Consider the following 19,331-nt stretch of genomic DNA (forward strand, 5'->3'; position numbering starts at 1 on the left):
CCATGCCCCATCAAAACTCGATCCAACGTTCCAACCGTCGACATTTTTTGGCGACCTCGGCGATGCGCGGCGGACCACTGGCCCTGGCTTGTTTGCTCGCACAGCAGTCACAGGCCAATCCCAAGAAACCGGTCATCGGGCCGCAGCAGTTTGATCTCCAGCCCAAGCAGCCACCCCGGCAACCTCGTGCCACGGCAATGATCTCCATGTTCATGCAGGGTGGTCCGAGCCAGATCGATTTGCTGGATCCGAAACCGCTGCTGAACCAAATGCATCTGCAGAAGTTTCCCGGCAAGATCAAGTATGACAATGCCGCGCAGGCAAGTTCCAAGGTGTTTGGTTCGCCCTGGACGTTTCAGAAGTACGGCGAAGCGGGAACGGACGTCTCGGAGCTACTGCCCCATTTCTCGAGCATCGTCGACGACGCGCTGGTGATTCGTTCGATGCACACCGGTGTCAACAATCATGGCCAGTCGATCCACGCCATGAACGGCGGCCGCCCCCAAGCAGGCCGACCCGCGCTGGGGAGTTGGTTGACCTACGGTCTGGGCGCCGAAAGCGACAGTTTGCCCGCCTACATCGCCATGACCGATCCAGCGGGGCTGCCGGTCGAGGGAGTCCTGAACTGGTCCAACGGATGGCTGCCCTCGCTGTTTCAGGGAACCGTCATCCGCCCGGTCGAGCCGCGGATTCTGAATCTGCAACCGCCGCCACTGTGGGACGGCGAAGTCCAAACCAACTACCTTAACTTGCTGGAATCCCTCAACCGCAGACACGCCCAACAGCGCTCAGGCGAGCATGAACTCCAAGCCCGTAACACGAATTTCCAGCTGGCTCAGCGGATGCAATTTGCCGCCGAAGAGGCAACCGATCTGAGTCGTGAATCGAAAGCGACGCACGAGATGTACGGGATCAATGACGACGCAACGCGGGAATTCGGTGAGCGTTGCTTGATCGCGCGGCGTCTGATCGAACGCGGTGTGCGATTCGTGCAACTGTTCACGCGAAACCAATATTGGGACCATCACGGTGGGATCGTCAAGTCGCTACCGGCATCCTGTCGCAAGGTCGACAAACCCGCCGCGGCGCTCGTGCGTGATCTCAAGCAGCGTGGGCTGTTGGACACAACCGTGGTCCACTGGGGCGGAGAGATGGGGCGTTTGCCGGTGATTCAAAACGAAGCCAACATCGGGCGGGATCACAACACCGACGGATTTTCGATGTGGGTTGCCGGCGGCGGATTTCGGACCGGCACGCATGGCGCGACCGACGAGTTCGGCCATCACGCCGTCGAGGACGTCGTCAATCACTTCGACTATCACGCGACCTTGCTGCACCTGTTCGGACTCGACGCCGAGCAACTGACCTACGAGCAAAACGGTCGCGAACAGACCTTGGTCGACGGGCAACCGGCCAAGGTCATCAAAGGGCTGTTGGCTTAGCGGTCCGTCCGTCGCTTAAGGCAACAGGGTCAATGTGACCCGGCGGACGTCCATCACGGATTGGCCGGGGATGTCGGTCGCGCGCAAGGTCAGCGGCCCGGTGCCGGCGGGCAGGTCGATCTGGCCCAGCTCAAGCGTTCGGAATTCTTTCATCTGGCTTTCGCCTTTGGGCCGTTCCAACGTGTCCTGGTTGGTGTACAGCGGCGGATCCCAGCCGGGCGCGACTTTGCCCGTCAGCTTCGCGCCGCTGAAGCTCAGTTCGATCGTCGAGCCGGCATCGGGAACCTTGCAGGTGTAATCGATCGTGACACCATAACGGCCCGTCGTGTTCACCTCGATCAGCCAAACCATGCTGTCGTCGGTGCTGGTCCAGTTGACGAAGTACGAGCAGTTGGGGGCGCCGCTGCTGCGTCGGACGCCGCCGCGCGGTTCACCGTCACGGGCGGGCAACATCGTGATCGGAAATTCGCGATAGCCGACGGTGAACGGACGAGGATCAATCGATTGGGCACCCTTCTTTCTGTTCGCCGGCTGCCGCGGTGCCGGCGCATCGGTTCCGAACATCTCTTGACGCCAGGCTTTGACCGCTGCGGTCAGTTCCGCCGCGAGTTCGGGGTGCTGTGCATTCATTGGAGTCGTTTGTCCCGGGTCGGCGATCATGTCAAACAAGTTGCCTTGGTGGTCCAAACGATGCGTTTGAGTTCGCACGCTGACCTTGTTCGCCCAGTGGGAGAAGTGCCGATGTTCGGTCCAGTCGGTGTTTTGCTGATCCGCCGTCGGTTGCATCAACAAGGGTGTCAGGTCGCGCCCATCGAGCGGTTTGTCACCGACTCGTTTCACGCCGGCCAGCGATGTCAGGGTCGGCATCAGGTCGATCGCGCCGCAGATCGGTGTGACGGTGTGCCCGGCCGGCAACTTGGCGGGCCATCGGAGGTAGCAGACCGATCGCAGGCCGCCTTCGTCGGTGGTGCCTTTGCGGCCCTTCATGCCGCCGGTCCAGCGGTGGCTGTTGGGGCCGTTGTCGGAGAAATAAACGACGATGGTGTTGTCATCGATGTCGTGTTGGGCAAGTCGATCGAGCACCCGGCCGACGTTCCAATCTTGGTTTTCGACCATCGCCAACGCGCAGCGCGTGTGGTCGTCGACCTCCGCCTTGGTGTCGGTGGCACGCTGCGTGATCGGTTTGTCTTTGAAACGCTGCCAGTCCTTTTCCGGTGCCGTCCAGGGGGAGTGTGGCGTGGTGAAGGGGACGTAACAAACGAACGGATGGGCTTTGTTTCGATCGATGAAATCCAGGGCGCGATCGGTGCAGACATCGACGATGTAGCCTTGAGTGCGGACCATGCGTCCGTTTTCTTCCAACGGCGCGTCAAAGTACTCGCCCCAATGTCCGGCGGTGTGGCCGAAGTATTCATCGAAACCGCGGGCCATGGGATGGTAAGGCCATTGGCTGCCGTTGTGCCACTTTCCGAACGCACCGGTCGCGTAGCCTGCTGCGTGGAAGGCATCGGCGATGGTTTTTTCGTCGGGGTCGAGCCGCTCCTTGCCCGTCGACACGCCGCTAACGCCGCCACGTGGGTGGTAGCGCCCGGTCAGAAATTCCGCCCGTGTCGGGGCGCACACCGAGCACACGTAAAATCGGTCCAGCGACACACCGCCCTTGGCGATCGAGTCGATGTTGGGGGTGGAGACTTGTCGATTGCCGGACCAGCTGAAATCACCCCAGCCCGCGTCGTCGGCGAGAAACACGACCAGATTCGGCGGGGCCGCCAACGAGCCGACTGGCAAACAGAGCAGCGAAACGAGAAACAGCAAGGCGGGCGTGATGATGGACTTCATGGGGATCCTCGGGGTGAAAGGCAACGAGGATCATACCAGCGGCCGAATCGTCCGTGGCAGGCTGATGCGTCCGTGACAGGTTGGCTCGATCTCGTCGAGGGGCCGTCTGGATGTTCCGCTCACCGCATTAGCCGTGCTCGCGACGGACGTCGCCGATCGGCGCAAAAAAAATCCCCGGATGGCGTTTGGAAACACCATCCGGGGATTGTTGCAGGTGACCCCTACACGACTCGACAAACGACCGTCAGAACCGGACTGAGCAACATACGGCGGCGCAAAAGGACAAGGAGTAGCAGGTGGATTGCCTGGGATAACCTGGATGACGATCTACTCTTGCCCCATCAACGGAGGGCGAAAATGCTACTTATCGACTTTTTCGAAACAATCTACATTCCCGCAAGGTTGCGGGGGAAATCGCCGAACACGAGCCGGTTGTACCGGTTGTGCATTCGGCAATTCGGTCGAACACTCTGCAAATCAGCGGAAGTGTCTGACTTGACCGAAATCAATGTCTTGCGTCACTTGGCGAGGCGATCCGGCGTTTCGCCCGCCACTCGCAACAAGGAGCTAACTGAATTGCTTGCGATGTGGCGGCTGGCGAACCAGAAGGGCTTGATCGAAACCTGGCCGGACATCCGAGAAGAGTCGGAGCCGCAGCGTGATCCGATTGCGTGGATGCCCGACGAAATCCAAAGCTTGCTAGCTGCCATCAACCGGCAATCGGGCGAGATCGACGGGATACCCGCTTGGCTCTGGTGGGGCGGTGTTGTCCGGGTCATACTCGATACTGGAGAGCGAATCAGCGCCGTCATGGCGGCCGAGAGCACCTGGATGCAAGGGGGATGGTTGCGTGTGCCAGCGGAAGCACGCAAGGGCAAAACCCGCGACCGATCCTATCGTCTCGCGCCGCAAACTGTCGCCGGGATTGCGATGATTCGCCAGCATTCGCGGCATAAGAAATTGTTTCCGTGGCCGTATAATCGGAATTACCTATGGCAGCGATTTCGCCAGATCGTCGCAGATGCTGGCCTGCCCACTGGGCGGAAATACCAATTCCACGCACTACGAAAAACTGTCGGATCTGCCGTCTACGCCGCTGGGATGGACCCGCAAGACACGCTCGACCACTCAGATCGGCGGACCACGCAGCGGTACATCGACCCCCGTTTTTCGCGGGAAAAGCAGACCTGTGACGTGCTGGCGGAGTTTTTGGCGAACCCTGGGAAGGCGAAAAAGAGGGGGACAGCGTGATGCGTCGTTGATGTTGACATCCCGTTCCATTTCCGTAACATGCGGGAATGATCACAAAACAAATACGCGAAAGCCTCGCATCCGCCATCCAGTCCGGCGACATCACACAGGCCGCCCTGTCTCGCGCGTCCGGCGTCTCCAAACGTGCCGTCTGTGACTTTCTCGCCGGGAGGCATGTCAACTCCGACTCGCTCGATGCGATTGCCGACGCGATGCGGTGCAAGCTGACGGTCCCGAAATCTTTTGCGCGAAATGTGAAAAAATTGAGTGGTGACGCTTGACCCTTCGTTCCGATAGTGTAACATAGGGACATCGAAGCAACCAACCGCCAACCGCCAACCGGAGCAGAACGATGACGACCACGCAAAAAGCTGACGCAATTCTGGCCGCCCTGAAAAGCACAGAAGATCGCTGGGGAGACCGCAAGTTTCCCAAGGCTCGCATCTGGACCGGTGGCGACACCGTCCGCATCTACACCGGCCACGCCAGCGAATACATCACCGTTACCGACGACGGTTGCGAACGATGCAAGGCAAACATGAGCTGGGGCGGAGACATTGACGACGCAGTCGAAAGCGTGGAGGGCTGAGCAATGGACGCTGGAAAGATCAACGCTGAGTGGATGCGAAACGCTCAGAACAACGAAACGACCGGCAGTACGATCGCCGACTGGTTCATCGAGCGAACGAACTCATCTGTCGAGATCGACGAAGACGGCAGCGTGTGGGTTTACGATTCGCAGTCATGGTTGAGCCAGGAGCGGATCGACGAAATCTGCCGAGAAATTGACGCAGCAAACTAACCCGCCAATCCCGCCAATCCCGGCATTCCCACCCCGCCCCGGCGATTGCGGGGCATTTCACACGAGCGAACCAATGACGACTGAAACGAAAGCGAAACTGTTTGCCGTTCGAGCGACCTACGGCAACCAATCAGGGATGATTTCGCATGACTACATTTTCGGCTACGACCCCACCGTGTTTCGAAATCGCGCCGACGCAGAAAATCATGCCGAGTCACTCAAGGAGACTGCTGCCGGATGCAATTGGGGCGACGACGACGCGCCGGAATACTACGTGCAAGAAATCGGACAGGATGAAATGTGGGCGTCTGAGGAGATCGCCCAATGACCCCCACCCTGCACCCCGCCGGCCGCAAGTGCCGCTGCCACGAATGCCGGCACGAGATCCCCCGCGGCGAGCCGGTCGCGAAAGTCAATGGGCGGCTGACGTGCGGGGCCTGTGCCGATCGGTGGGAGTGGGATGGGCTGCGGCTGGAGTGGGTGCGGCGGGAGGTGCGCAAGTGAACGCGGACCCTGAAAAAGTATTTGAGGCATGCGCAGAGTTCGCCCTGTCGTTTAACACTGCCGCCGATCCGCTCGGAGTGTTTGACACGCTGGCAGATTTCTTTGGTCGAGACAAAGAGCTTCGCCAATCGGTCGCGGAAGTTTGGATCCGCAGGCGAAACGAATTTCCGTTCTATTGTCCAGTTGAATTGCTGCGGCGGGATTTTCAACAAGCGGGAGGAACGAAGTGAGACCAGCAAGAGAAATAACCGACGCGGAAGACAACTGGCGAACCGTGCCACTCATCGAGGGCGACCCGCGATTCGTCACGTCTCGTCGTGATTTCGTCGATCCCGAGCCGGTCGGATCGATTGTGCTGATCCCGTTCCGGGTGACTGGGTACGACCGCGACTGCGACGGGTCCGCAATGGCGAGACTGGAGGCGATCGACAAGGACGGGGGCGCTACGGGGTGGACAGAGAGCCACATCGGACTGTTCCCCGATTCCACCCTGGTCACTTCGCCGGGCGAGCTTTTGCAGCTTTTTGAGAATCCACCCACCGAGTCCCCCGATCGTGTACAGTGAATGGCTAGGCCATCCGGCCGAGTGGGCCATACTCGCCGTGATTGTGGCGGTGGGAGTTAGGTGGTTGCGGGTTACTGATTTAGGGGATGAGTGATGCGGAGTGCGGTGCTGTTTGCGTTGGCGTTGTTGGTTGCTGGGTGTGCGAAACCGCAGCCGCTGGATCCAGAGACTGTCGAATACATGGGCCAGTGGGCGCAGGGCGTCGTAAACACCCGGCCATTTATCGACGGTTATGATTGCAGCGAAAAGGGTGTCGCGTTCATCGTCAACCGCTCGTGGCTCACGATGAGCGACGGCGAGAAGGAAAAGGCGGTCGCTGAGGTTTGGGACTATTTCAAGCCGATCGTGGGCACCAATAGGTCCGCCCAAATGTACTTCGGCGACAAGGACGGCAACATCCTGGCGTTCGCAACCGCCGAAATGTACACGGTGCACTAAAACCCAACAGGAAAGACCAACTAAAGGTGCAGGGATGCCAGCGAAATTAACCACCGAGGAGTTCATCCGCCGTGCAAGAGTTGTGCATGGTGATTTCTTTGACTACTCGGAAGTTGAATACACGGGCGCAATGGATCACGTAACGATCATTTGCCCAGTTCATGGCAGGTACAAGCAGTCGCCCAATAATCACTACAGGCAGCAAGGGTGCCCTGCATGCGAGAAGAAGGGCCGGCAATTGCAGCGAGGAGACTTTTTTCGTAAGGCTAGGGCGAAATACGGAGATGACTACGACTATCCGGTGCAAGAATTCTTTGGCGCAAAGACCCCGGTCAAAGTAGTGTGCAAGAAGCATGGGGAATTCACCGCGACTGCTGGCGAACACGTCAGTTGGCGTGGGTGCCCAGAATGCCTGAGGATCAAAAGGGTCGTGCTTTCAGATCACGTTGCTGTGGCAAGAGAATGCAAAACGCCGGTGCTTGGCTTATCAGCGGCGCCGCATGTAAAGGATCTGCTTTTTCTGTGCAAGTCTTGTTTCTCGCGAATCGATCCTCGCTACCGCAGCGGACTCTGTGGTCAGTGCAGGGCGGGCTGGAACATAACCCCGTTCTCGCAGGTTGTTGCACAGGCAAGGCGAATTCATGGAGACACGTTTACCTATGATGAAGAGACGTATGTCTCAACTGTCAAGCCAATGGCGATCAAATGCAGCGCCCACGGAACGTTCCGGCAGACGCCGCAGGATCATCTCAAAGGGCAGGGGTGCCCGGTGTGCAAATCACCAAAAGGCGAAAGGAGGATAGCGAACTGGCTGGCAAAGCACGGAGTTGCATTTAAGCACCAGCACAGGATCCGAGCAGACGGCCGTACCGTTGTTGTCGATTTTTTTGTGCCAGAAGAAAATGCGTTTATCGAATTTGACGGACAGCAGCACAGGAAGCCAGTGAAGCGGTTTGGCGGCAAGGAGGCGTTCTTTAGGCAGGTGGAGCGAGACCAGTGGCTGGACCGTTACGCCGAAATCCAAGGGATTTACCTGGTTCGATTACAGTCACTTGGCGAGATAGAGCCGACCCTTGAAAACTCATTTTGAAGCACGCACCACTAATCACGGGGGCGATAGGTCGTGCCATTATGGCACATCAGAAAAAACCCGCCCCCCGTGGTAGGGGGGGGGCGTCTCGCCGGGGCACAGCACAGCGACGCTTGGGGCAATCCCTGCGATGCGACGCGACTGCTCTGGGCATGACTCGATATAGATTTGCGTGTTGCTCTCAATGCACTGTTGGGCCTTCCATGCGGCCACGTCACCGGCCTCTCGCTCTTGCTTGGTTGACCACGGTCCCATCGTCAATCGATCGTACTTGACACGTCGCCTGCTGAGCCAGTGCTCTGTCAGCCCACGGTATTTCTCAAGCCTCGCTGTGATGATGTGCGGTAGCGTGGCCACGCCTGGGTGCCTGATGATTGGCATGGACCGCATCCGCTGCCGATACATCTTTCCGTCATCGTCTTCGGCGGGGGTGAAATCTGGGCAGAGGATGCCGTCGAAGTCGATCGCAATTCTGATGTCACGCATTAATGCAGGGTTACCCAGCATGTTCCATTCGAACCAATGAGGCAGTGGCAGGATTCGATGGTGCAGGTCCACGCTTCGCGTGCCCTGCGGTGTGGCATAGATCGCACCAAACAGAACGTTGAGTCCAACTAGCCTTGACCTCGCCTCCTTGATTGATCGACCACTCGCCGTTGAGTCCTCCATCACAAGTATCGGACCATCCAAGTTCGGGGCGTTCCGCAGACGCAACCCAGTATCCAGCTTGGTCAGCCCACTGTCGCTGACCGCGTAAAGCGGCAGGCCAAGCCGCACGGCGATGTCTGACGCGACAATCATTCCGCTACGTGGGATTCCAGCGACGCCGGACAGGGGCATCGTCGCGAGTCGTGACGAGAATGCGGCTACATCCGCGCGCAATTCGCTCCAGCTAATCCATGGCGCGTCAAACCAATTGTTTCCGTGTTCTGGCTGCGTGTACTCATCGCGTGACGGATACTTCGGCGGGTTGGCCAAGCACGGCAGCCCCTTGGCGTGGAAATACGATCTGATGTCACACGGTTTTTTGTTCGGGTGCAATTCGGGAATCAGCACACACCCCTTCGATCCATTGACGCTGCCCCAGTGCTCGCAAGATTCGTTGCAGGCGGACTTCACAACCTGCCGCCAAGTAACTTCGCTTCTGGTCGTCCTGGGTCGATCACCCTTGCATTGGTGCGCCCCAAAATAGATCCGGTGGCATTTGTCGCAAACGCTTTGGCTAGTTGATTGTGATCGTCGTTGAAGCATTGTTGGGCGAAGTGAGCGAATTGGCGTCATTCAAAACCGTGTTTGGGATGTCAACGGGGTCAGTGATGCTATCCGCTAAGTCAATTTCCCACTCTCCGCCGTCAGCTTCAATCGTCAAAATAACGTCGCCACTATCACATGTCAGTTCTGCCGCGATTCGATAGATTGAATTGCTGCCGTAGGGATCACAAACGTTCAATCCCTGTTGGGTTGCCTTGCAGAAACCATCCAGAAAGATGTAGCCGCCAATGCACCACATCTCCTCGTCAATGTTGTTGCCGTAGCCATCCCAATTAGTGATCTGCAACCTCGCTTTCAGCCAAAGCGGTTTCCTTGCTTCAAGTACGTTGCAGCTATCCGTCGGCGAAAGACAATTGCCGTCCTCTGCTTGCGGATCGGCGTTCACGCACTCTTCATCACCCGGATCGTTGACCGATTGCAGCGTGAATGATGTATCGGTTGCAGTACAGTCACCGCTTGTTTGGTATCGGATATAGACCCTCTGTGCTGAGCAACTCGGCCGGTCAAGCACCAGTCTGGTTGCCCCCAGCGACTCCACGTTTGCAACCGTTGGCCCGCCCTTCCACCAAATACTCTGGGTGACTATTCCGGCCGTCTCGATCATTACACTATCGGCGAATGTCTCGATTTGAAGCCCGTCAAAATTCGTTCTTGCGTGGTTCGCCGTGACTGGCGTCCCCATCCCCCAATCGTCGACATCGATCTCGACTGTGCCATAGGTTCGCGTTGAGTGGTCGACATTAAATGGTGACGAATTGCAGCCCCATGTTTGCCAATCTTCCCAGTAGAAATAGCTGATGTTTTTGTCGTAATAGAGCCCCGGCGTTCCGTTGTAATCAAGTGCATTTTCGTTCGTGTATGTGATCACTCCAATCGCATCAACGTCGTCGTCGCTGGGATCTTCAAGGAAATATATCTTTGCCGTTCCGTCAAAGGAATAGTCCGCCGGCGGATTTGGGTTTGGGTCCGGTTGCTCGCCCTCAAACGAAAAACGGAAATTACAAATGTCAATCGGCACCAAAATCGTCACCGTCGTGACGCCGCTAACGTCCGTTCGCTCCCACTTGTCAGTGTTGTCACCCCCAGTAACGGTCAGGTCAACGCAGCAGCAACCACAGCCCGGCGAAAATCGCATTACGAGCACGCCTCATTGAGGACGACCAGAAGCTCACCCGCGTAGCCGACCCAGACGAATGTTTCGGCGGTGATGGCAACCGGAGCCCAATTAAAGACCGTTGCAGTGATGTCACTACCGCTGGTGTCCTGCGCGACCTCTTCGTCAACGTCGGTCCCGTCGTAGGATGGGTGATAGAGCGTGCATGTGGCCTTCCCCCACGTCGTGCCGCTCTTGGCCGGGATGCCGCCGACGGGTGTCTTGAAATAGAGCAGTTCGGAGTACCGATCAGCCTGCGGGCCGATGCGAACGCCGGCCGCCATCTGCTTGAGACGCTTGGCAACGTTGCGGTCTGAAAATCCGTAAGTTGCCATCGATCAAGCCTGCAAGAATGCGCTAAAGTCCGTTTCGTCGTACACGATGAAATCGCGATAATCGGGGCTGACTTGCGATCCCTTTTTTATTCCGTCATCGTCAACAAACACGAGCGATCGAATGGGCGGCTTGCTGTCGTCGACGTAAGGCTCCCACACCGGTGCCATTGCCGTACCGGTGTTGACCTTGTTGTCGATCAGCGCAAGAGACTTTTTCCAGCCCTCATCAAGAGGGCTGTGGACGAGGGTGTACGTCACGAGTGCCGCAGTGGTCGCACCGCCGGATAGCTGAACGCTCACCGTCGACGCTTCCACGTCCTCAATCAGCCACGTTCCGGCCGCCTTCGTGCGGTACGTGTCGTCGTTGACCTTGAATTTGCGATCGAGCATCTGTTGATAGGTAATGCTCGATTCGTACTGCGTCAACTTGATCGTCAGAACAGGGATCCGCTCCATCACCGGTTCGGCGAACCATGCACCCGATGGCAGCGTGACCTTCTGCGGGGTCGTCGGCGTCTTGTCCTCGTAGAGCACCTTTTCGATTTCGCCGAGACTCGGCTGCTCTGCTGTCCCGAGATTCGTGATAGCCGCCGGCGGAGCCATCGGTGCGTTCTCGGCCTCCGTCTGGTTGCCGGTGAACGTCTTGTAGGAGCACTTGACTTTCCACTCGCCAAGGTGCTTCGGGTCCATCGTTGCCGTTTTGTTTCGGCAGATCACGAACGGGATCACCTGCCCGCCGAAATAGTAGATCGACGAATTGACCGTCGGCAGCCCCGATGCCGTGATCACGTTGTACGGGTCCACGTCCGCCAGCGAATCACCACCAGACGCCTCAACCGCCACGCGGTATTCCGTCGTCCATGTGATCGAGACGCTATCGCCCTTCCCGGCAAACGACATTTGCCGACCGGTTCGCAGTTCGTGTGGTGTGTAGGTGTACGCCATCAGACCGCTTCGGCTCCCTCCAAATTCTCAATCGCGTCTCGCGTTTGCTCTGACGCTTCCGCAATTCGCTCCGATGCTTCGGCCGTCTTCTCCGCCGCCAGCTTCTGCGCGATCAGTGCGGCCATTCGTTCCTGATGCTGTCGCAATGCTTCCTGGGCCGTCTTGTTTTGACGCTCGGCCAGGAGTTTGTATTCTTCGCGGCTGCCCTTCGTGATCGACGGCGGCAGCTCGATCGACTTGGGCTGCGTTGCGTCGTTGAACCGGTTCGCGGCACCTTTGATTGCCTGGTCACGAACGCCAGACGTCAGTTCCATCTCGTTGATTTCTTTTAGTTCCTCGATCATCTTTTGGAACGGCGACTTGAATTGCTCCTTCAACTCGTCGGTCTTGCGGGCCAGTTCCTCAGCAGCCCGTTCGGCGGCGTTCTTTCGCTCCTCTTCCAATCGCAACTGCTCTTTCAGTGCGTCGTTTTGCTTTTGCGTTGCATCGAGCGACCGCAGTTTGTCCTCGGTCGCGCCCTTGAAGAACAATTGACGCCGCTCGTACTCGCGATTGCCGTACAGAATCCGCTGGTTCTCTTCGTCCAGCTTCATGATCATTTCTTGCACCGCACGGTTGGCCGTCACCCACCGTTTCTCCGGTGGTTCGCCCACGTTCGCCCCTGCCTCCATCGCCGCGTTCAATCGCTCCTGGGCTTTCGTCGCGTTGTTGATCGCCTTTTCCTGGTCCACGACCCCGCCTTGCACCTTGCGGACGTTCTCCCGCATGGTTGCGAATAGATCATTGATCTTGTTGAGCGGCGTCGTGATCAGCGTCGAGAACTCCGCCAGCGGTCCCGTGACGATCGACGTAAGGTTGCGGCGAAGCCGAGAGAATGAATCTGATAGCTGATTCAGCTTGCCCTCGTTCGACTCGCCGAACTTGTCGAGAGCCCCGCCATACAGACCGGTCTTTTCCGTTAGCTGCCGAATGATCTCAGTGACCTCTGCCGCGGCGACACCGCCGCTTCGGATCCGGTCCCGCAATCCGGCAACACTTTCCCCCGTCTGCTCGGCCATCAGTGACAGCAGCGGGAACCCAGCGTCGGCCATCTGGTTGGCTTCTTCCTGCATCAGCCGGCCATTGGACAAGACCTGGCTGTACGCCAGCGAGAGACGCTTGAACGTCTCATCGTTGCCTTGTGCGATGTCGCCAAGTCGCTTCATCGTGTCCATCAGGTCTTCGGATGCGACCTTGGCCCCGAGCAGCCGACCGGATGCCGTAGACAACGCCTCAAACGTCAGCGGCGACTGTGCGGCCAGCCGCTCCATCTCTCGCACAAGTTTGCCGGCGGCGGCACTGCTGCCAGTAAAGACCTCCGCTTGCCGCTGGGCTTTGTCGAGTTGGAATTGGTCCCGCATCCCCTCTTGGGCCTGCCGGAACAATCCGTAGGCGGCAACAGCGGGCACGATCCGTCGCGAGAGCATCCCGAACGCAGACGCCTGCTTCGTTACGCCATCGGTCGCCTTGCCCCGCATCCCGTCATAGATTTCCTCATTCAGTTGTCGCTGCGAGAGCGTGGCCTGAATGGTCTTGGCCCGGAGTTTTGTATGCTGATCGGTCAGGATCCGCATCGTGCGATAAAACTCAGTCGCGGCAACGTTTCCGTTCTTGAACTCCTGCTTCAGCTCCGACATCTGCCGTTCAAGTCGATCGACTTCCGGCGTATGGGATGAAACCAACGCCTTCACGCGGGCCAGACGCTCGGCGGTCTTGGGGAACTTGTTGTTGATCGCCTCAAGTCCACGAGCGTACTCCTGAGCGCTCAGCGCACCGGTCAGGTAAACCCGGTTCAGCGCCGCCGTAGAATCCGCCGCCAGTTCGGTATCCGATGCAGTGGAACGCATCAACCGATTGATCTTGTTGACATCCCGCTGCACCGCACGCACGCCGGCGGTAACGCCCTCGGTGTTGGCGTTGATCTTGAGCGTTAATGCGTTGAGCGTTGTTGCCACTTACTTGACCCGTATCTTGTCGGCCGTCGGGAACATGCCCGAAAGGGCCTTTACCGACTGATTAACCGCTTGCTTCGTTCGCTTCTTTCGCTTCGATTCCCCGATCCAGTCCGATGGCATGAACGACCCGAACTCTTGAATCTCGATCTTCTGCCCGTTCGCCGCGGCGGCCATCGAAATAGCCGCACTGGCGAGCGATGCTTGTGTTGCCGATCGGTGGAACTCAGCGCCCCACGGTTCGATCCGATAGAACGCCTGCCACAGAGCCAACTGACGCTCCGATGCTGAATCAAGCCACGCCTCGGGGTCATCGATCCCGAGAGCCAAGCACAACCGGCAAGCCAGCATCAACCGCCAGTTGTGCTTTAGTTTCCCAACAGCCCTTCGACTTCCTTCCCTTCGTTCAGCTTGTCGATTTCGGTGATCAGTTTGACGGTGATCGATGAATCAACGTCTCCCCACACCTCCCACTCGCTCACCTGGAACAGCGGTTCCTTGTCGTCGGGATCGACCACGCATCGGCACAGCAAATCGCACTTCTGCCGGTGCAGCTTCTTGCTATCGAATGCTCCGGTCTTTGCGTTGACCAAGATCGTTTCGTTCTCCCCCTTTTCCCGAAGGGTCAGGGATCTGATCGTGTACGTCTCGCCGCCGGCCTCGACCACTGCAAACAATCGCTTGCCGCCGCCCTGGATCTTTGCCCGCAATTCGTCTCGCTTGCTCATTCGTCCTCGTCGTCCTCTGGTTCGTCGTCGTCTTCTTCTGGCTCATCCGGCGGTGCCGTCACTCGCTCGAACTCCTGGCCGGTCAATTCCTCAACCAGCCGCTTGACTGTCGCCTTGTCCTCGTCCGTCGCGCCTCGCACCGTGTCGAACGAGATAAATCGCGACGGGCGAAACCACGCATACCCGATTTGACGCATCCGCCCCGTGCCGTCCCAGTCGCACAATAGGACTTGCAGGTCAGGGTTGAACACGTCCTCGGTTTCACCGTCAACGAGCCGATAGCCCATCTTGATCGGCTGTAGCGCGACCTTCGTGATCTTCGCGTCACTCATTAGCTGCCCGCCGTGAATGTGGGTCCGGTTTGCCCGTCGAACTTGATCTTGGCCGATCCCATTTGGACGGCGTTGTTTTCAAAGTCCGGGTACTTCGTTCCGGTGTAGAACGCGGTGCCGGTCAGGTTGGCCGCCGTGGTCAGTCCGCCCTGCGGGTGCGTAATCACGACCGATGCCGCCGCAGCGGTGATGTCGGGCACGCCGACCTCGTCGTCAAAGACGTACTCCACTTCGACTTCGCTCCATGCCGTCAAATCGCCCTGGATCGCCTCTTCGTTATTCGTTGACGCAAGGTCCGAGATGTCCAGCGATGGGCGGGATAACTCCGTGCCCGTGATGCGAGTGATGTTTGCGGAGACTGCCGAGCCCCCAAATGTGATTGTGGCACCGTTGCCAGTGTTCTTTGCCATCTAAACAGTCTCCCTGTATGTGATTGAATAATCAGTCGCCGTGATGTAGCGCAGTTCGTGACTGCCCTCGCTGTTTTGCTCGCTCAGGTACTCCGCCCCTGAATCGATCTCGATCGCACGAACATCGACGCCGTTGTCATCGCCTTCCCAATCGAGAATGCCCGAAAGGCGGACAAGCTCGGCCAGTGCGTTTGCGGCAACCCTCGTCGACGCATAGCACTCGATCGCAATGCGAGCGGTTGCCAGTCCGACCTTGGGGCCGTTAATGTCGTGTTCGTGTGTGGTCGAGATGACGCGGTAAGTGATCGCCGGCAAGGTTTCGCCTTGCGCGAGTGAATCCGGGATGACGCGAGAGCCGACCTGTGCGACAACGCTTGCATCATCCAGCAGTAAATCCCGTAGCGATTGGCCAACATCAGCCACGTCCCAGCGTCCTTAGTTGGTTGTCAACGTCTCGCGAAACCGCCGCCACCCATGCGGCGGCGGCTGCTTTCTTGGATTCGTCAAATGCCCGCTTGAGCACGTCTTGCTTGCGTCGTCGCTCGACCATCGTCATGTTGCCCCATAGCACATGACGCGAGAGCGTGTTCTTACTTTCGATGACGACGTGCCCAATGTTTCCATCCGGCCACGTAAAGCCGACCATCCCCACGCCAAAGCCCGCCGACCCCCGCCACAGCTTGATCTTGGTCGTTTTCCAAAGCGGTTTATCGTTTGCCCGCCGCAGTTTCTCCTTGGCGCTTCGCTTGTCCCTGTCCGTCTTCTTACTTCGCGGCGTCAGTTCCTTCACCCGCTTCTGCACCACCCTTGCAGCGGGTCGCAAACCTTTGCCGAACGATGCGGCCTGCATCAGGCCCGGCAGCTTTTCAAGTTCTTTGTTCAATGCGGCAACCTGCATGTCCATCGCTTTGACTTGCGACTGCATGCGCTTTTGGCCTTGCTGGTTGGTTCGTGCTGCTTCGCTCATGCTGCCCTCGCCTTGCAATGCAACGCCAGATACCGCCGCCCACCGTCCACCGGCTCGACCCGAGTGATCCCGTATGTCACACCGTCGTAAATGACGTTTTGCGTTGTGTCGTACCCGCTGCGGTATCGCACCTCGAACACCGCGATCACGTTTTCTTCCAGCTGCCGGCCCCGGTAAGTCGTCCCGCCGCCGGTCATCAGGTAGCGTGCCGGTTCATTCGTCAGCCGATCCGCCCACGTCGAAACAGCCTGCCCCGCGGCGTCTCGCGTGTCCGCGTGCGACTGGACGGTGATGCGTTGCCGCATCGCTCCGACTCGGAATGATTTACCGGGACGCCAGATCATTCGTCGCCCTCGTCCATCGAGACAATCAGCTCAGTTTTGATTGACACCAATTCCCCAACCGCAATTCGCGCAGTCCATTCGCGGATCCCAAACGTCCGGCCTGTCTCTGGACACACAAGCCGCTTCGGCATCTGGATCGCGTCATTTGCTCGCTCGTCACGCCAGTCGACGTATTCCGTCATGGGTAGCTACTCCTTCCCAACTTCCGAGCGATCCGCTCATAAGCAATGTCAAAATTCGCTTCCGTTTGCCCCAGCATCATGTCGCGATCCTCGAACCATTTCGCGACCTGCAACAAGATCGCGCGGCGGATGAATCGCGGGCACTGGCTCGCCGCGTACCCCGCCTCGAACGTGATCACGATCGCGTCCGTTTGCGTGGTGATCGACGGCCACTCTTGCTCATACTTGAGCGCTAAAAAATCCTTCTTGCGGTCCAAGTCCGCGACGGTCGTCGCGAGTGTTTCGCTACTCGACCCGTCCAAGTACGTCACCGATGTCAGCGATGTCACCGGACGCACTGGCAACCGGATTGCCCGCGAGCCGGCCGGGAAACAATCGAGCAGGTATTCGTAGGTGGACGACACACAGACATACTGCGTGTCGTGCTCCCACTGCTCGGTTGCCGCCGCGATCAGCTCGGTTAGCTGGTCATCGTGTGCCGTGTCGTCGGTCGCAATTTCAAGTTGCTTTTTTGCGTCCGCGACGCTTACCGGATAAGCCGCCGGGGCCACGGTTCTCCGCAGCCTGCCGTTGATCATTCCGGTCGTTGTCGTCGTCGACATACTCAGCCACCCTCATTCGATTGACCCAGAGATCAGCAACGCCTGGGCCGTGTGAAAACACGCGACCCTTTTTCCAGCCCTGCCAATCCCTGCTCAGCCTCACACGCAAAACCGTCATCGGAAACGCCCCCTAGACTCGGCAGACGCCACCGTCCGCCGCTTCGGTTGATGTGGTCGGGTCGCTTCGCAGTTCGCTCAAACGAGCGATGCCCGCGATGAAACCGCCCGACGTTCCATCGCCGAACGTGGCGACGACTTTCAGATACCGCTTCGTGCCGTCCAGGTTGAGCTGGAAAACACAGGTCTGGTTGTCATCGGTCGCGCTCGGCAGTGCGAGGGCGGTGCCGTCGATGTCGGTGCCGCCGTCAAAGGTCGCACCAGACACGTCGGTGTAACTGCCGCCGCTGGTGTCGCACTCTTGAACCTTCAACGCCGTGACGGCGATGTCGGTTGCCCCGAGTTGCAAAACAATCTCGGCGTAGCGTGCGTCTTTCGTATCGATCGCGGTCGCAGCCGCCGACGTGTTGTCGAGGATCGCCGCCGGTGCAATGGCTACCGCGTAGGTAGCTCGCTGTGCATTGTGCATTTCAAAACCTTGAAAAAAGGATCACGAACGTTTGAAAACCAGAGCGATCAGGAGCCCGGCGTTTGAAGAACCAAGATTGCCCCGGCTTCGGTTGCCGTACCGGTGCTGTGAACGTTGATGTCAAACCGCTCGGTTGCTTTGATGCCGATCTGGTCTTCGTCCCAGTAGCGTTGATCCGACAAGCTCAGCGACATCATGCGACGGTCGCCGAACTTGGCACCCATTCGCAAGTCGCCGAGCACGGCCAGTTTGGTGCTGGTCTGTGCTGTCAACGTCTTGTTGAGCACGTTCGTGAACCGAACGGGCAAACCAAGGAAGCGAGGCCCGCCGCCGTTCTCGAAGTTCGTGGTGGTGTTGCCGCCGGCCGCCATCATCAAGCGGTGCATCGAGGCGTAATAACCCTCTTTGCTGATGTACCACGTCGGGTTGATGCCGGGGTAATCGGGCAACTGACCAACCATCGTCTCAAAGTCGCTCAGGTCGAGCGAACTGAACGCGGTGTTGCCGGTCGCTGCGGTGTAGATGCTGCCTGCCTTGGCCGCCGACAGGATGCCGGTGATGCCGTGGTAGGCGCTCGTGCTGTCACCGTTGAACCCGGCGTTGTCTTCCGCGTAGGCGAACGCCAGGGCGGATTCCTCGGCGATCTTGTCGCCCATCGAAACGAACGAATCCTCGTTCAGTTCGTCGGACATCTTGCACCAGGTCTTCCACTTGCGGGCGACCAGTTCGATGTTTTTCCACGTTGGCGACGACTTGGTTCCGGTGTTACTGCCTTCGTTGCCGGTGGTGGTTTCAGCAACGGGATAGGCGGTCATGCCGGACACGCGAACGGGAACGACCTTGCGATCGCTGCCCATCGGCTCAACGTCCATCGCACTGCGAATGATGCCGTAGTTTTCGACGAGCCGGATGATAGCCCGGCTCATTTCGACCGGCACGAACAATCCGCCGCCGTCGTTGTCGCCGCTGCTCAGTGCGTTGGAAAAGCCGTGCTCTTCCAGCCACTTTTTGGACGCCCGATGCCCTCGGGTTCCGTCGCCGTTTTCGCCCAAGAAATGGGCGGCGAACCATCGACCAGCGACGTAGGCGTTCTTTTCGCCCTCGTCGGAATCGTCGAAGGCTTTCAGCTTGCCGTGTAGGCGGGCCTTGGCTGGAACCGCGAAATCCTTAGGTGCGTCGACTTCGGCCGGTGCGTCCGACACGCGGACTTCGCCGCTCTTGATGCGACCCGCGAGAATCTTGGCCTGGATCTCTTGCCGTTTTTCGGCACGCTCGAGCTGCTCTTCCAGGTCGTCAATTTCGCCGGGGGCGTAGCCCTCGGTTCCTTTCTTGCCCTTGCCGACGATGGAATCAAATTCCTTTTGCTCGTCGTCGGTCAGCTCTCGCCCTTCGGCTTCGGCAAGTTCGCCGATCGCCAGGGCTGCCGCCTGCTTTTCCGCGATCTCTTCGCGGATTTCCTTTGCGTTTAGCACTCGAATCATGTGGTCGCGTCTCCTGCCGGCGGCAAGGGTTCGCGCATGAAAAAAGCGGCTATGGCTTGCCGCTCGGCGCTT

The 19,331-nt window shown here is 58.6% G+C and carries 26 protein-coding genes; 10 read left to right on the forward strand and 16 right to left on the reverse strand.

Annotated features, from left to right (window positions below; genetic code table 11):
* Positions 1-2 precede the first annotated feature (2 nt).
* The gene (locus tag TBK1r_RS28270; protein WP_145218352.1) at positions 3-1,442 is read left to right on the forward strand and encodes a DUF1501 domain-containing protein; all 1,440 of its coding nucleotides are present in this window, start codon (positions 3-5) and stop codon (positions 1,440-1,442) included.
* A gap of 15 nt (positions 1,443-1,457) precedes the next feature.
* On the opposite strand, the gene TBK1r_RS28275 is transcribed toward TBK1r_RS28270, so the two are convergent.
* Positions 1,458-3,281, reverse strand: a complete 1,824-nt coding sequence (locus TBK1r_RS28275; protein ID WP_145218354.1) for a sulfatase-like hydrolase/transferase — start codon at positions 3,279-3,281, stop codon at positions 1,458-1,460.
* A 585-nt stretch (positions 3,282-3,866) separates the two neighbouring features.
* Between TBK1r_RS28275 and TBK1r_RS28280 the strand changes: the two genes are divergently transcribed.
* From TBK1r_RS28280 to TBK1r_RS28320, 9 genes are all read left to right on the forward strand, one after another.
* A complete protein-coding gene (locus TBK1r_RS28280; RefSeq protein ID WP_419581601.1) occupies positions 3,867-4,532 on the forward strand; it encodes a tyrosine-type recombinase/integrase in 666 nt (221 codons plus the stop codon).
* 47 nt (positions 4,533-4,579) lie between these two features.
* A complete protein-coding gene (locus TBK1r_RS28285) occupies positions 4,580-4,813 on the forward strand; it encodes a helix-turn-helix domain-containing protein (RefSeq protein ID WP_145218359.1) in 234 nt (77 codons plus the stop codon).
* Between the two features lie 71 nt (positions 4,814-4,884).
* Positions 4,885-5,121 (forward strand): hypothetical protein, encoded by a 237-nt coding sequence (locus tag TBK1r_RS28290; protein WP_145218361.1) that lies wholly within the window; start codon positions 4,885-4,887, stop codon positions 5,119-5,121.
* 3 nt (positions 5,122-5,124) lie between these two features.
* Positions 5,125-5,334, forward strand: a complete 210-nt coding sequence (locus TBK1r_RS28295; RefSeq protein ID WP_145218363.1) for a hypothetical protein — start codon at positions 5,125-5,127, stop codon at positions 5,332-5,334.
* Between the two features lie 73 nt (positions 5,335-5,407).
* Positions 5,408-5,662, forward strand: coding sequence for a hypothetical protein (locus TBK1r_RS28300; protein ID WP_145218365.1), 255 nt, complete (start codon positions 5,408-5,410; stop codon positions 5,660-5,662).
* On the forward strand, positions 5,659-5,838 hold the full coding sequence (locus tag TBK1r_RS39160; RefSeq protein ID WP_419580484.1) for a hypothetical protein: 180 nt from the start codon (positions 5,659-5,661) through the stop codon (positions 5,836-5,838). The genes TBK1r_RS28300 and TBK1r_RS39160 overlap by 4 nt, the downstream gene beginning before the upstream one ends.
* A 226-nt stretch (positions 5,839-6,064) precedes the next feature.
* Positions 6,065-6,403: a hypothetical protein gene (locus TBK1r_RS28310; protein ID WP_145218369.1), complete on the forward strand. Its 339-nt coding sequence runs from the start codon at positions 6,065-6,067 to the stop codon at positions 6,401-6,403.
* A 93-nt stretch (positions 6,404-6,496) separates the two neighbouring features.
* Entirely contained in the window at positions 6,497-6,841 is a 345-nt protein-coding gene (locus tag TBK1r_RS28315) for a hypothetical protein (protein WP_145218371.1), read from the forward strand.
* Positions 6,842-6,875: 34 nt separating this feature from the next.
* A complete protein-coding gene (locus tag TBK1r_RS28320; protein WP_145218373.1) occupies positions 6,876-7,931 on the forward strand; it encodes a PDDEXK family nuclease in 1,056 nt (351 codons plus the stop codon).
* Between the two features lie 39 nt (positions 7,932-7,970).
* Here TBK1r_RS28320 and TBK1r_RS28325 read toward each other — a convergent pair whose 3' ends face one another.
* From TBK1r_RS28325 to TBK1r_RS28395, 15 genes are all read right to left on the reverse strand, one after another.
* Positions 7,971-8,987 carry a hypothetical protein gene (locus tag TBK1r_RS28325; protein ID WP_145218375.1) on the reverse strand — a complete coding sequence of 339 codons (1,017 nt, stop codon included), beginning with the start codon at positions 8,985-8,987 and terminating at the stop codon, positions 7,971-7,973.
* A 166-nt stretch (positions 8,988-9,153) separates the two neighbouring features.
* Complete coding sequence (locus TBK1r_RS28330) at positions 9,154-10,338, reverse strand: hypothetical protein (protein WP_145218377.1); 1,185 nt, start codon at positions 10,336-10,338, stop codon at positions 9,154-9,156.
* The gene (locus TBK1r_RS28335; protein WP_145218379.1) at positions 10,338-10,691 is read right to left on the reverse strand and encodes a hypothetical protein; all 354 of its coding nucleotides are present in this window, start codon (positions 10,689-10,691) and stop codon (positions 10,338-10,340) included. Before TBK1r_RS28335 ends, TBK1r_RS28330 begins: the two co-directional genes overlap by 1 nt.
* Before the next feature lie 3 nt (positions 10,692-10,694).
* Positions 10,695-11,636: a hypothetical protein gene (locus tag TBK1r_RS28340; RefSeq protein WP_145218382.1), complete on the reverse strand. Its 942-nt coding sequence runs from the start codon at positions 11,634-11,636 to the stop codon at positions 10,695-10,697.
* Positions 11,636-13,630, reverse strand: coding sequence for a tape measure protein (locus tag TBK1r_RS28345; RefSeq protein WP_145218384.1), 1,995 nt, complete (start codon positions 13,628-13,630; stop codon positions 11,636-11,638). The genes TBK1r_RS28340 and TBK1r_RS28345 overlap by 1 nt, the downstream gene beginning before the upstream one ends.
* Entirely contained in the window at positions 13,631-13,978 is a 348-nt protein-coding gene (locus tag TBK1r_RS28350) for a phage tail assembly protein T (protein ID WP_419580485.1), read from the reverse strand.
* A 17-nt stretch (positions 13,979-13,995) separates the two neighbouring features.
* Positions 13,996-14,355: a hypothetical protein gene (locus TBK1r_RS28355; protein ID WP_145218388.1), complete on the reverse strand. Its 360-nt coding sequence runs from the start codon at positions 14,353-14,355 to the stop codon at positions 13,996-13,998.
* Complete coding sequence (locus TBK1r_RS28360; RefSeq protein WP_145218390.1) at positions 14,352-14,687, reverse strand: hypothetical protein; 336 nt, start codon at positions 14,685-14,687, stop codon at positions 14,352-14,354. Before TBK1r_RS28360 ends, TBK1r_RS28355 begins: the two co-directional genes overlap by 4 nt.
* A complete protein-coding gene (locus TBK1r_RS28365; RefSeq protein WP_145218392.1) occupies positions 14,687-15,097 on the reverse strand; it encodes a hypothetical protein in 411 nt (136 codons plus the stop codon). Before TBK1r_RS28365 ends, TBK1r_RS28360 begins: the two co-directional genes overlap by 1 nt.
* Entirely contained in the window at positions 15,098-15,520 is a 423-nt protein-coding gene (gene gp17, locus TBK1r_RS28370; RefSeq protein ID WP_145218395.1) for a tail completion protein gp17, read from the reverse strand.
* Positions 15,513-16,064, reverse strand: coding sequence for a hypothetical protein (locus TBK1r_RS28375; RefSeq protein ID WP_145218397.1), 552 nt, complete (start codon positions 16,062-16,064; stop codon positions 15,513-15,515). Before TBK1r_RS28375 ends, gp17 begins: the two co-directional genes overlap by 8 nt.
* Complete coding sequence (locus tag TBK1r_RS28380; protein ID WP_145218399.1) at positions 16,061-16,408, reverse strand: phage head closure protein; 348 nt, start codon at positions 16,406-16,408, stop codon at positions 16,061-16,063. The genes TBK1r_RS28375 and TBK1r_RS28380 overlap by 4 nt, the downstream gene beginning before the upstream one ends.
* A gap of 178 nt (positions 16,409-16,586) precedes the next feature.
* Positions 16,587-17,192, reverse strand: a complete 606-nt coding sequence (locus TBK1r_RS28385) for a head-tail connector protein (protein ID WP_145218401.1) — start codon at positions 17,190-17,192, stop codon at positions 16,587-16,589.
* Positions 17,193-17,322: 130 nt separating this feature from the next.
* Positions 17,323-17,778 (reverse strand): hypothetical protein, encoded by a 456-nt coding sequence (locus TBK1r_RS28390; RefSeq protein ID WP_145218403.1) that lies wholly within the window; start codon positions 17,776-17,778, stop codon positions 17,323-17,325.
* Between the two features lie 47 nt (positions 17,779-17,825).
* A complete protein-coding gene (locus TBK1r_RS28395; protein WP_145218405.1) occupies positions 17,826-19,259 on the reverse strand; it encodes a phage major capsid protein in 1,434 nt (477 codons plus the stop codon).
* Positions 19,260-19,331: the final 72 nt, after the last annotated feature.

Source organism: Stieleria magnilauensis (assembly GCA_007753675.1).
In the GTDB taxonomy this organism is placed as follows: Bacteria; Planctomycetota; Planctomycetia; order Pirellulales; family Pirellulaceae; genus Stieleria; species Stieleria magnilauensis.

What these genes read in the sequence shown, in the direction of transcription:
- TBK1r_RS28270 (WP_145218352.1), top strand. Translation starts at nt 3, where the DNA reads ATGCCCCATCAAAACTCGATCCAACGTTCCAACCGTCGACATTTTTTG.
- TBK1r_RS28275 (WP_145218354.1), bottom strand. Translation starts at nt 3,281, where the DNA reads ATGAAGTCCATCATCACGCCCGCCTTGCTGTTTCTCGTTTCGCTGCTC.
- TBK1r_RS28280 (WP_419581601.1), top strand. Translation starts at nt 3,867, where the DNA reads ATGTGGCGGCTGGCGAACCAGAAGGGCTTGATCGAAACCTGGCCGGAC.
- TBK1r_RS28285 (WP_145218359.1), top strand. Translation starts at nt 4,580, where the DNA reads ATGATCACAAAACAAATACGCGAAAGCCTCGCATCCGCCATCCAGTCC.
- TBK1r_RS28290 (WP_145218361.1), top strand. Translation starts at nt 4,885, where the DNA reads ATGACGACCACGCAAAAAGCTGACGCAATTCTGGCCGCCCTGAAAAGC.
- TBK1r_RS28295 (WP_145218363.1), top strand. Translation starts at nt 5,125, where the DNA reads ATGGACGCTGGAAAGATCAACGCTGAGTGGATGCGAAACGCTCAGAAC.
- TBK1r_RS28300 (WP_145218365.1), top strand. Translation starts at nt 5,408, where the DNA reads ATGACGACTGAAACGAAAGCGAAACTGTTTGCCGTTCGAGCGACCTAC.
- TBK1r_RS39160 (WP_419580484.1), top strand. Translation starts at nt 5,659, where the DNA reads ATGACCCCCACCCTGCACCCCGCCGGCCGCAAGTGCCGCTGCCACGAA.
- TBK1r_RS28315 (WP_145218371.1), top strand. Translation starts at nt 6,497, where the DNA reads ATGCGGAGTGCGGTGCTGTTTGCGTTGGCGTTGTTGGTTGCTGGGTGT.
- TBK1r_RS28320 (WP_145218373.1), top strand. Translation starts at nt 6,876, where the DNA reads ATGCCAGCGAAATTAACCACCGAGGAGTTCATCCGCCGTGCAAGAGTT.
- TBK1r_RS28330 (WP_145218377.1), bottom strand. Translation starts at nt 10,338, where the DNA reads ATGCGATTTTCGCCGGGCTGTGGTTGCTGCTGCGTTGACCTGACCGTT.
- TBK1r_RS28335 (WP_145218379.1), bottom strand. Translation starts at nt 10,691, where the DNA reads ATGGCAACTTACGGATTTTCAGACCGCAACGTTGCCAAGCGTCTCAAG.
- TBK1r_RS28340 (WP_145218382.1), bottom strand. Translation starts at nt 11,636, where the DNA reads ATGGCGTACACCTACACACCACACGAACTGCGAACCGGTCGGCAAATG.
- TBK1r_RS28350 (WP_419580485.1), bottom strand. Translation starts at nt 13,978, where the DNA reads ATGCTGGCTTGCCGGTTGTGCTTGGCTCTCGGGATCGATGACCCCGAG.
- TBK1r_RS28355 (WP_145218388.1), bottom strand. Translation starts at nt 14,355, where the DNA reads ATGAGCAAGCGAGACGAATTGCGGGCAAAGATCCAGGGCGGCGGCAAG.
- TBK1r_RS28360 (WP_145218390.1), bottom strand. Translation starts at nt 14,687, where the DNA reads ATGAGTGACGCGAAGATCACGAAGGTCGCGCTACAGCCGATCAAGATG.
- TBK1r_RS28365 (WP_145218392.1), bottom strand. Translation starts at nt 15,097, where the DNA reads ATGGCAAAGAACACTGGCAACGGTGCCACAATCACATTTGGGGGCTCG.
- TBK1r_RS28375 (WP_145218397.1), bottom strand. Translation starts at nt 16,064, where the DNA reads ATGAGCGAAGCAGCACGAACCAACCAGCAAGGCCAAAAGCGCATGCAG.
- TBK1r_RS28380 (WP_145218399.1), bottom strand. Translation starts at nt 16,408, where the DNA reads ATGATCTGGCGTCCCGGTAAATCATTCCGAGTCGGAGCGATGCGGCAA.
- TBK1r_RS28385 (WP_145218401.1), bottom strand. Translation starts at nt 17,192, where the DNA reads ATGTCGACGACGACAACGACCGGAATGATCAACGGCAGGCTGCGGAGA.
- TBK1r_RS28390 (WP_145218403.1), bottom strand. Translation starts at nt 17,778, where the DNA reads ATGCACAATGCACAGCGAGCTACCTACGCGGTAGCCATTGCACCGGCG.
- TBK1r_RS28395 (WP_145218405.1), bottom strand. Translation starts at nt 19,259, where the DNA reads ATGATTCGAGTGCTAAACGCAAAGGAAATCCGCGAAGAGATCGCGGAA.